Annotated in this window: 9 protein-coding genes; all 9 read left to right on the forward strand. The window is 60.0% G+C overall.

The window, feature by feature from the left end; genetic code table 11:
* The coding region (locus H4Q31_RS21185) for an ATP-binding cassette domain-containing protein (protein ID WP_185181060.1) at positions 1-1,473 on the forward strand (1,473 nt) is incomplete at its 5' end.
* Between the two features lie 88 nt (positions 1,474-1,561).
* A complete protein-coding gene (locus H4Q31_RS21190; RefSeq protein WP_185181061.1) occupies positions 1,562-2,038 on the forward strand; it encodes a hypothetical protein in 477 nt (158 codons plus the stop codon).
* A 59-nt stretch (positions 2,039-2,097) separates the two neighbouring features.
* Complete coding sequence (locus H4Q31_RS21195; RefSeq protein WP_185181062.1) at positions 2,098-2,592, forward strand: hypothetical protein; 495 nt, start codon at positions 2,098-2,100, stop codon at positions 2,590-2,592.
* 146 nt (positions 2,593-2,738) lie between these two features.
* Positions 2,739-2,942, forward strand: coding sequence for a hypothetical protein (locus H4Q31_RS21200; protein WP_185181063.1), 204 nt, complete (start codon positions 2,739-2,741; stop codon positions 2,940-2,942).
* Between the two features lie 225 nt (positions 2,943-3,167).
* Positions 3,168-5,690: a U32 family peptidase gene (locus tag H4Q31_RS21205; protein ID WP_185181064.1), complete on the forward strand. Its 2,523-nt coding sequence runs from the start codon at positions 3,168-3,170 to the stop codon at positions 5,688-5,690.
* A 218-nt stretch (positions 5,691-5,908) separates the two neighbouring features.
* Positions 5,909-6,805 carry a UTP--glucose-1-phosphate uridylyltransferase GalU gene (galU, locus tag H4Q31_RS21210; protein ID WP_185181065.1) on the forward strand — a complete coding sequence of 299 codons (897 nt, stop codon included), beginning with the start codon at positions 5,909-5,911 and terminating at the stop codon, positions 6,803-6,805.
* A gap of 104 nt (positions 6,806-6,909) precedes the next feature.
* On the forward strand, positions 6,910-7,908 hold the full coding sequence (locus H4Q31_RS21215; protein WP_185181066.1) for a serine hydrolase domain-containing protein: 999 nt from the start codon (positions 6,910-6,912) through the stop codon (positions 7,906-7,908).
* A gap of 105 nt (positions 7,909-8,013) precedes the next feature.
* Positions 8,014-8,733 carry a heptaprenylglyceryl phosphate synthase gene (pcrB, locus tag H4Q31_RS21220; RefSeq protein WP_185181067.1) on the forward strand — a complete coding sequence of 240 codons (720 nt, stop codon included), beginning with the start codon at positions 8,014-8,016 and terminating at the stop codon, positions 8,731-8,733.
* Positions 8,723-10,900, forward strand: a 2,178-nt coding sequence (gene pcrA / locus H4Q31_RS21225) for a DNA helicase PcrA (RefSeq protein ID WP_260440190.1), incomplete at its 3' end; no start/stop codon positions are given. The genes pcrB and pcrA, both read left to right, overlap by 11 nt.

The raw sequence follows: 10,900 nt of genomic DNA on the forward strand, positions 1-10,900 counted from the left end.
ACATTCATGTCGATGCGGCTAGAGAGCCGCATCGACATGAATGTGCAGGCGGCGGTGTGGGATCGGCTGCTGCGCCTGCCCGCGGCGTTCTTCCGCGGCTACTCAGCCGGCGATCTGGCGATGCGGGCGAACAGCATCAACGCGATTCGCAGCCAGCTGTCCGGCATTGTGCTCGGCACGCTGTTCTCGGGACTCTTCTCATCGTTCAACCTGCTGCTGCTGTTCCGCTACGACGCCGGCATCGCGCTGATCGGCCTCGGTCTGGTCGCGTTCGGCATCCTGGTCAGCGCGGCGTTCTCGCTTATCCAGCTCAGGTACCAGCGGAAGCTCATGCAGAACCAGGGCAAGCTGTCCAGCCTCATGCTGCAGCTGCTGTCCGGCATCGCCAAATTCCGGATTGCCGCCGCCGAGAGCCGCGCGTTCTATCTATGGGCGAACCTGTTCGGCATGATGAACCGGATCGGCTACAAGTCGAACAAGCTGCAATCGTACTTCGCCGTCTACCAGGCGATCTTCCCGGTCGTCACGTCGATGGTGCTCTACTATGCGGTCGCATCGATGGGCGAAGGCCGCATGAGCGCCGGGGGCTTCATCGCCTTCTTCTCCGCGTTCTCCGCCTTCCTGGCGGCGATGCTGTCAATGTCGTCCTCGCTGCTCTCGGTGATGGGCGTCGTCACGCTGTATGAGCGGGCGAAGCCGATTCTGGAGGCGCTGCCGGAGGAAGCTGGCGGGGGCGAGCATCCCGGCCGTCTGAGCGGCCAGCTGGAGCTGAACGGCGTTCACTTCCGCTACGAGAGCCAGAGCGATTGGGTGCTGCGAGACGTCTCCCTGACGGTCAAGCCGGGCGAGATGCTGGCGATCGTCGGCGAATCGGGCAGCGGCAAGTCGACGCTTATCCGGCTGCTCCTCGGCTTCGAGCAGCCGGAGTCCGGCATGGTGCGGTTCGACGGACGCGAGCTCGGCGCGCTGGATGTGCAGGCGGTTCGGCGCCAGATTGGGGTCGTGATGCAGCAGGCGGACGTGATGGCGGGCAGTCTCTACGAGAATATCGTAGGTTCCGCCGGCCTTCCGCTGGAAGCCGCCTGGGAGGCGGCGGCTATGGCCGGTCTTGCCAAGGATATACTCGCCATGCCGATGGGCATGCACACGATGATCCCGGACGGCGGCGGCACGCTGTCAGGCGGCCAGCGGCAGCGGCTGATGATCGCCCGGGCAATTGTTCGCAAGCCGAAGGTGCTCATCTTCGACGAGGCGACCAGCGCGCTGGACAACCGCACGCAGGCGGAGGTGAGCGCCAGCTTGGAGAAGCTGCAGGCGACGCGGATCGTCATCGCGCATCGGCTCAGCACCGTCCGCCATGCGGACCGGATTCTGGTCATACGCAAGGGGACGATCGTCGAGTCCGGAACCTACGATGAACTGATCGCCGCCAGCGGCGAATTCGCACGGATGGCAGAGCGGCAGGCGGTCTAAAGCAGCAAATTAACTGTTGTCATAATTGCTAAATAATGAGAAAATCTTTATTAGTTTTAATTAATGAACGGTACCGGAGGTGCGCTGCGTGAATTGGAAGCAGCAAGCGGAGGAGATCGAGCGCCGGTTAATAGAGAAGGCGCAGCAGGAACCGGCTTTCGCCGAGCTGGTCAGAAGCGATCTGCAGGAAGCGGTGAAGCAGGCGACGGGGCTCGATCTTCCGTTCCATCTGCTGGGCGGCCTGCAGGCGGCGGAGCAAGGTTCCGGCGAGCTGTCGGACGATCAATTGCAGGAAGTGGCGGGCGGCGCGGCGACGATGGAGGTCTCGCAGTTCAGCGGAGGCATCTCCGGCGTCGGCACCATTGGCGGCAGTCTGTCCGGATCGGGTCTTAGCAAGGATGCGGACGCAAGCGCGTGGGATGCATCGATTCAAGCGGAAGCCTCCACTGAGGCGGACGATTTAATGAAGCAGATGCTTGAAGTCATCCGGGACGTGAGGAATAAGCTCCAGCAGATCGACCAAAGCCGGACCGAGACGAACAGGGGAATCGCGAGAAATATCTAGTGGACGGATCAAGCATTGGACTCATCACTACTCGATATCGGAAGGGAAGCGGAACGATCATGAATTGGGAGCAGCAATTGGAATTGATCGAGCGCGAGGTTACGGCTAAGGCGCAGCAGGATCCGGCATTCGCGGAGCTGGTCAAGAACGATTATCAGGAAGCGGTGAAGCAGGCGACGGGGCTCGATCTTCCGTTCCACCTGCTCGACGGACTGCAGACGCCGGAGCCGGCGGCGGCGTCCGGCGAGCTGACGGACGACGATCTGCTGGAGGTCGTCGGCGGGGTGGATGTCTCGTCCATCGATATCTCCGGCATGGATATTGAGACGGCGCTCATGGCCGTTCAATCGCAGCGCGCGGCACTGATCGATGATCAAATCAAGAAGCAGTTGCAAGACCTGCAAAACCAAATCGGGGACAGCTCCCAGCTGGAGCTGAATATGCTGCGGCTGCAGTCGCTGGCGAACAAGCGGAACGAAGCATTCGATGTGATGACGAGCTTCATTCAGAAGATGCAGGATTCGCGCAACGCGATTATCGGCAACATGCGCTAGAAGGGTTGGCGCTCTCGCGCCTGTATGCAGGAAGCATACCTGGCGAGGAAAGTCCATTTTTCACAAAGTTCGGACTTGCGCCAACCGCTTCCGGAATATAACATATAAGATAATGGGAAGCATATGTAGAAAAGGAGGTCGCACCCATGCTGTTAGCGGAAGCAACTACTTCCTCAAGCCTATTCACTCCGTTCGATGTATTCATGATCCTCTTCACAGTGCTGATCGTGATCGGGTTGGTTCGTTTGCTGATGGCGCGCACCAAGAAGAATATGTTCGCCATCGGATTCGGGACTTTGGCGCTGGTCGTGTTCCTCATTGCCGACGTCAAGATGGTAAGCGGCTGGTAAGCGCAGGAAGGTGCATGGCAATCCATATGAAGGCAACGGAAGCGGGTTGGAGGCTGGATCTCCGGCTCGTTTTTATTTTTAGGCTGAGGGGTCATGCGGACTTCTCTCTGGACGAGGCGCCCGGGTGCCGTTTCCGGACTTTTCTTTTGTTCATGCGCATCGGGGTTTGATATACTAGGTTCAATTGGCTGCCGGCATACGGCGGCGTGGAGGTAGAACGCGATAATGACAGTTAAGGCCGACATTCGGCGCGAAGATATTGAACTGCTGGCTCCGGCCGGCGACTGGGATTGCATGCGGGCTGCGGTGGCGAACGGAGCGGACGCGATCTTCTTCGGCGTGGAGAAGTTCAACGCCCGCGCCCGCGCGAACAACTTCAAGATGGCGGAGCTTCCGGAGATTATGAAGTTCCTGCACCGGTACGGGGTGAAGGGCTTCCTGACGTTTAACATTCTCGTATTCGAGGATGAGTTGAGAGACGCGCGCGAGCTGGTCGATGCTTGCATAGAGGCGGGCGTGGACGCCGTTATTGTTCAGGACCTTGGATTGGTGAGAATGATTCGCGAGATGTCGCCGGACTTCCCGATTCACGGTTCGACGCAGATGACGATCACTTCCCCGGAGGCGGTCGAGTTCACGAAGCCGTTCAACCTCGAGCGGGTTGTTCTCGGCCGGGAGAACAACCTGAAGCAGATCAAGAAGATCGGCGATCAAGCGAAGCTGCCGATGGAAGTGTTCGTGCACGGCGCGCTCTGCGTCTCGTATTCGGGCCAATGCCTCACCTCTGAAGTATGGGGCGGCCGTTCGGCGAACCGCGGCGAGTGCGCGCAAGCGTGCCGTCTGCCGTACGACCTGATGGTTGACGGCGTTCAGAAGCCGATGGGCGATATCGCCTATCTGCTGTCGCCGAAGGATCTGGCGGCGATCGACATCATGCCGGAGCTGATCGAAGCGGGCGTCACGTCCTTCAAGATCGAAGGCCGGCTGAAGAGCCCGGAATATGTAGCCAACGTCGTGAGCAAGTACCGCCGCGCGATCGACAAGTATTTCGCCGGCGACGATTCGAGGCCGACGACGGAAGAAGTTCGGGAGCTCCAGCAGAGCTTCTCGCGCGGCTTCACGCACGGCTTCCTCGAAGGGACGAACAATAAGAAGCTCGTCGACGGCACGTTCCCGAAGAGCCGCGGGGTGTACTTGGGACGCGTGGAGAAAATATTGCGCGACAGCGTCGTCTGCACGATCGAAGCGCCGTTGAAGCGCGGCGACGGGCTTGTGTTCGATGCCGGCGATCCGACGAAGAAGGAAGAAGGCGGACGCGTCTATGATTTGCGCCTTAGCGGCGTCAAGCTGGAAGGCGAAGCGGCGCAAGGCGGGCGCATCGAGATCGTGATGGGCCGCAATGACGTCGATCTGACGCGCCTGCACGAAGGCGACCGCGTCTGGAAGACGAGCGACCCCGCGCTCGACAAGCGGCTTCGCGCTACGTTCGAGACGGACAAGCCGTACCGGACGTTCCCGGTCGCGGTCACAGTCGAAGGTCGCGAGGGTTCGCCGCTGCGGACAATCTGGACGGACGTCTCGCGCGGCACGACCGTGATCGTGGAATCGGAGATGCCGCTTGAGCGGGCTGAGAAGCGGCCGCTGGGGCGCGAGGTGCTCGAGGAGCAGTTGGGCCGCCTGGGCGGAACGCTGTTCGAGCTGGAACAATTGACCGTGTCGCTCGAAGGCGAAGTGATCGTGCCGAAGAGCGAGCTGAACCGCATTCGCCGCACCGCCGCGATGGAGCTGGAGCTGCTGCGCGAGCAACCGCCGAAGTACACGAAGCTGGCCGGGGGCGGAACTCTCGGTGCTGCCGCGGCCGGATTCCGCGATAAGGCGCCGGTCGAATCCCCCAAGCTGACGGCGCTCTGCCGGACGCTTGAGCAGGTGAAGGCGGCGATAGGCACGGACGTATCCATGATCTATGCCGACTTCGAGTTCATCAAGCAGTTCCCGGAAGCGATCGCCGTCTGCCGCGAAGCGGGCAAGCCGATCGCGCTGGCCACGCCGCGCATCCACATGCCGGGCGAGAACGGCTACCACCGCAACATCCTGAACCTGAAGCCGGATGCGGTGCTCGTCCGCAACACGGGCGCGCTCTACTACTATTTGAAGGAGCGGGCGGAGAAGCCGGGCGACTGGCACCCGCAGCTAATCGGCGACTTCTCGCTGAACGTGTCGAATCATAAGACCGTAGAGCTGTTCCGCGAAGTCGGACTCGATCGGATTACGCCGTCCTACGACCTGAACATTCAGCAGATGGTCGACATGCTGCGCCTGGCGGATACGTCGAATCTGGAGATCGTCATCCACCAGCACATGCCGATGTTCCATACGGAGCACTGCGTCTATTGCACATTCCTGAGCGAAGGGACGGACTATACGAACTGCGGCCGTCCGTGCGAGGAGCATCGCGCGTCGCTGCAGGACCGGATCGGCATGAATCATCCGGTGCGCGTCGACGAGGGCTGCCGCAACACGGTGTATAATGCCATCGAGCAATCGGGCGCCGAATACTTGAGCGAATTCAAGGAGCTTGGCGTGCCGAGCTACCGGGTTGAATTCCTGGAAGAGAATGCGGACAAGGTGCTGGAAGTCATAGGCCTGTACCGCGCCGCGCTCGACGGCCGCATCGGCGGCAGCGAAGTATGGCGCAAGCTGAAGGCGACCAACCAGCTTGGCGTGACGCGCGGCCAACTGATCCGTTAATCGGCAGCTTCCGGAGCGATCCGGCGGAAGACGGCGTCTTCTTCCCGATATTGGCGATAATTCGAGCGGAGTCGCCTCATATCAGCGAAATTCGACTGACAGGGTACCCAAATCGGCTCAGACACCCTATACTAAATATAGGATGCGATACAAGCTAATGCGCGTCCGGCGTCTTCGCCTATCGTGCGGAGAAGTAATGGGGAGAGGGATGCGCCGACATGAAGATACGCAAAGCGATTATTCCGGCAGCGGGACTGGGCACTCGGTTTCTGCCGGCAACCAAAGCGATGCCGAAAGAAATGCTGCCGATTATCGATAAGCCCGCCATTCAATATATCGTAGAAGAAGCCGTAGCTTCCGGCATTGAGGATATTCTAATCGTCACGGGCAAAGGGAAGAGAGCGATCGAGGACCACTTCGATTCGTACTTCGAGCTGGAAGAGAACTTGCGGCAGAAGGGCAAGCTGGAATTGCTGTCCGAAGTCCAGCGCGCCACCGATCTGACGGATATTCATTATATCCGCCAGAAGGAGCCGAAGGGACTCGGCCACGCGATCTGGTGCGCGCGGAAGTTCATCGGCAATGAGCCGTTCGCCGTTCTGCTCGGAGACGACATCGTTCGGTCGGAAGGCGAGCCGTGCTTGAAGCAAATGATGAACGTCTACGATCAGGTGCATAGCAGCGTGCTGGCTGTTAAGCGGGTGGAGCGGGATGAAGTGTCCCGCTACGGCATCGTTGATCCGGACCTGGCCACCGAGCCGGACGCTTCGCTCATTCGCGTGCGCGGCGTCGTTGAGAAGCCTTCGCCTGATGCGGCGCCTTCGAACATTGCCATTATGGGACGATATATTCTAACGCCGGCGATCTTCGACTTGCTGGAGACGCAGAATACCGGAGCCGGCGGAGAGATTCAACTGACCGACGCGATCTACCGGCTTCTATCCAATGAAGAGATCTACGCCTATACGTTCGAAGGTCGCCGATACGATACGGGGGAGAAGCTGGGCTACTTGAAGACGATCATCGACTTCGCGCTGGAGCGGCCTGACTTGCGTGCGGATGTGCGCGCTTATTTGCTGGATAAGCTATCGGCTGCCAGCGTCAAGTCTAATTAATTGTCGAACGGATATCATTCGCTTATGTGTGCTGAGACGCTTGTTCCTGCGGGAACAGGCGTCTTTGGTTAAATGAACAAGAATCGCGGCGAGGAGGTCGGAGAATGGATAACTTGAATCGATTGTTGAGAAGGTGGACGGAAGAGAGGCTTCTTCCCGGCGCAGTGGTGGATGTTCGGTTGAGAGGCGAGAAGATATTCCAAGCAGCCTACGGGAGCGCCGAGGTCACCGACGTTTATGATGCGGCATCGCTTACGAAGGTGGCGGTCACGCTGCCATCCGTCCTTCTGCTTCTTCAGTCTTCTAAGCTCTCGCTCCAAGACCCGGTGCGGAAGTATCTGCCGGAATTCCGTCACGCCAAGGTGACGATAGAGCATTGCCTCCGGCATGTGACAGGCTTGCCCGCTGGCGTCCCGGGCTTTCGTGAACGATATGCGACGCGGGATATCAGGCAGGAGATTCTCGCGCAGGAGCTTGTCTGCGAGCCCGGCGAACGCGTGCTGTACAGCGACCTGGGCTTCATTCTGATCGGCTGGATCGTAGAGCGGATATCGGGGATTTCCTTGGATTCTTATATTAAAGACAGAATATTAAATCAGCTAAATATGGCAGACAGTTGCTTCAATCCGCCGCTAAGCTGGCGGCATCGGATCGCGCCAACCGAATGGGACGGGAGCAAATACTTAATCGGCGAGGTACACGACGAGACCTGTTATCGGCTTGGCGGTGTATCCGGCAACGCTGGCCTATTCACTACTGCGGAAGATTTAGCGCGATATGCGCAAATGTGGCTTGACCCCGAGGCTTATGGAGTGCTCACCCGAGCCTCGGTCGAAGCTTGCTTGGCATCGCCGCAGAGCGGACGCGGCTTAGGCTGGCAGGTGAAGGACGGACACGACGAGACGTTCGCTTGCGGAGAGAGCTGGCCAATCGGAAGCTTCGGCCATACCGGCTATACAGGCACAAGCCTGTGGATCGATCCTTCGCGAGAGCTCGCCGTCGTCTTCCTGACGAATGCCGTTCACGATGGCCGAGATAACCCGATTCGGACATTAAGGCCGCTGCTGCATAAGGCCGTGATGGCTTCACTGGCGGAAGGATAGTCATTGGGCCCGTTCCCAATCTTATACAGACGTTAGGTCTTGGAACCGAACATAAATTCCGGTAGACTAGAAGTTGAACTTCGACTTCTAGTCTTGGAGGCATTCATGCTCTCTTCCTTCTATATGAATTGGCAGCACGTGTTTAAGCTCGATCCGGACAGGCCGATCGGCGACGAGGCGCTGCACGAAGTGTGCATGTCCGGCACCGACGCGATCCTCGTCGGCGGCTCGAGCGGCGTCACCTTCGACAATACGGTGGACCTGCTCTCTCGCATTCGCCGTTACGAGGTGCCGTGCGCGCTTGAGCTGACGGATCCGGACGCTGCGGTGCCGGGCTTCGACGGCTACTTCGTCCCGATGGTGCTGAATACGCCTGACAGCGAGTGGCTCATCGGCCGGCAGGCGGAAGCGTTAACCGGCTTCGGACACCTGATGCCATGGGATCTGATGGCAGGCGAAGCCTATCTGGTGCTTAACGCAGACTGTACGGCGGCGCGGGTCAGCGGCGCGCAAGCCGATCTGTCCGCGGAGCAGGCGGTCGCCTACGCGCAGCTGGCGGACCGGCTGATGCGCGTCCCTGTTCTCTACCTCGAGTACAGCGGCGCCTACGGCGATATGGCGCTCGTCCGCAGCGTGCGGCAGAGCCTGCAGCAGGCGCAGCTGTTCTACGGCGGCGGCATCCGCACGCCCGAGCAGGCGCGCGAAGCGGCGCAAGCGGCGCACACCGTCGTCGTCGGCAACGTCGTCTACGACGACTTGCAGGCGGCTCTTCTCACGGTCCCCGCCGTGAAATCCAGCGCAAAGGAGCAAGACCATGTTTTTTGAACCGGCTAACGACCATGATTCCTCCGAATCCATGAACAACCTTGCCTCTAACGGCTCGAACGGCCCCGGCGGCTTCGGCTTCGGCGGAAGCGCCGGCGGCGTGAACATAGACGAGGCCGTCCAGCGCCTCAATCCGAAGCAGCGCGAGGCGGCCGTCGCCACCGAAGGCCCGCTGCTCATCATGGCCGGCGCCGGCAGCGGCAAGACCCGCGTGCTGACGCACCGCATCGCGTACTTGATCGCGAAGCGCATCGCGACGCCATGGAGCATCCTCGCGATCACCTTCACGAACAAGGCCGCGCGCGAGATGCGCGACCGCGTCTCCCGCTTGGTCGGACCGTCCGGCTCCGACATCTGGGTAAGCACGTTCCACTCGATGTGCGTCCGCATTCTGCGCCGCGACATCGAGCGGATCGGGTATACGTCCAATTTCAGCATTCTCGACTCGGGCGACCAGCTCTCCGTCATCCGCAACATCATGAAGGAGCAGAACGTCGACACGAAGAAGTTCGAGCCGAAGGCCGTCCAAGCGACGATCAGCAGCGCGAAGAACGAGCTGGTCACGCCGCAGATGTTCGAGTCGCGGACAGGAGATTATTTTCAGACCATTGTCTCCAATGTCTACAAGCAATATCAGCGCCGCCTGAAGAGCAACAATTCGCTGGACTTCGACGACCTGATCATGCTGACGATTCAGCTGTTCAAGGACGTGCCGGAAGTATTGGACTTCTACCAGACCAAATTCAAATACATCCACGTCGACGAGTATCAGGATACGAACCGCGCGCAGTATATGCTGTGCCGCATGCTGGCGGACAAGCACCACAATATCTGCGTCGTCGGCGACAGCGACCAGTCGATCTACCGGTGGCGAGGTGCGGACATTACGAACATCCTCAACTTCGAGAAGGACTACCCGGAAGCGCGGACGATTCTGCTCGAGCAGAATTATCGCTCGACGTCGAACATTCTCGAAGCGGCGAACCAGGTCATCAAGAACAATATGGGCCGCAAGGCGAAGAACCTGTGGACCGATCAGAACGGCGGCGACAAGATCACCGTCTACCAAGCCGATTCCGAGCATGAGGAAGGCTACTTCGTCGCGCGGGAGATCAAGAGCAATCGGCAGAACGGTCGGCGTTACGGCGACCATGCCATTCTGTACCGGACCAATGCGCAATCGCGTGTAATAGAGGAGATTCTGATCAAGTCCGAGGTTCCGTATCAGATCGTCGGCGGCACGAAGTTCTACGACCGCAAGGAGATCAAGGATATTCTCGCTTATCTGCGCCTCGTCTCCAACCCGGACGACGACACCAGCCTGCTGCGGATCATCAACGAGCCGAAGCGGGGCATCGGCGACACGACGATGGCGAAGGTGCAGGCGGAAGCGAGCCAGCGCGGCATCTCGATCTATCGGCTGCTCGCGGAAGGCGACGGCTTGCTCGGGGACGGCTTGTATACGCTTGGCCTGACGGCGCGCGCGACAACGGCGCTGTCCGGCTTCCGCTATCTGATCGCCAACCTGACCGCCATGGTGGAATATCTGTCGGTCACGGAGTTGACGGAGAAGATGCTCGAGATGACGGAATACCGGCTGGAGCTGCAACGCGAGAATACGTTGGAGTCCAAAGCCCGCTTGGAGAATATCGATGAGTTCCTGTCCGTCACGCAGGAATTCGAGAAGCGCAGCGACGACAAGTCGCTTGTCGCGTTCCTGACGGACCTGGCGCTTATCGCCGACATCGACTCGATGAACGATTCGCCGGAGGAAGGCGGCGACGCCGTCGTGCTCATGACGATGCATAGCGCGAAGGGACTCGAGTTCCCCGTCGTGTTCATCGTCGGCATGGAGGAAGGCGTCTTCCCCGGCAGCCGGGCGTTCCTCGACAACGAGGAGATGGAGGAGGAGCGGCGGTTGGCGTACGTAGGGATCACCCGTGCGGAGCAAAAGCTGTATTTGACGTGCGCGCGGATGCGGCTTCTCTACGGGCGGACGAACAGCAATGCGCCTTCGCGCTTCCTGCAGGAGATCCCCAGCGAGCTGAAGGAAGCCGTTGAGCCCGCGGGCGGGCGTCCGCAAGGCTCTTATGGCGGCTATGGCTCGCGGCTGGGCTACGGCGGCGGCTCGGGCAGCGCCGCCGCCGGGTTTGGCGCCCCGCGAGGC

The organism is Cohnella lubricantis, from assembly GCF_014212015.1.
Lineage (GTDB): Bacteria > Bacillota > Bacilli > Paenibacillales > Paenibacillaceae > Cohnella > Cohnella lubricantis.

Bases quoted from the DNA above. Each gene is read 5' to 3' on its own strand.
- pcrB (WP_185181067.1), top strand. From the start codon at position 8,014: ATGCTCTCTTCCTTCTATATGAATTGGCAGCACGTGTTTAAGCTCGAT.
- H4Q31_RS21195 (WP_185181062.1), top strand. From the start codon at position 2,098: ATGAATTGGGAGCAGCAATTGGAATTGATCGAGCGCGAGGTTACGGCT.
- H4Q31_RS21200 (WP_185181063.1), top strand. From the start codon at position 2,739: ATGCTGTTAGCGGAAGCAACTACTTCCTCAAGCCTATTCACTCCGTTC.
- galU (WP_185181065.1), top strand. From the start codon at position 5,909: ATGAAGATACGCAAAGCGATTATTCCGGCAGCGGGACTGGGCACTCGG.
- H4Q31_RS21215 (WP_185181066.1), top strand. From the start codon at position 6,910: ATGGATAACTTGAATCGATTGTTGAGAAGGTGGACGGAAGAGAGGCTT.
- H4Q31_RS21205 (WP_185181064.1), top strand. From the start codon at position 3,168: ATGACAGTTAAGGCCGACATTCGGCGCGAAGATATTGAACTGCTGGCT.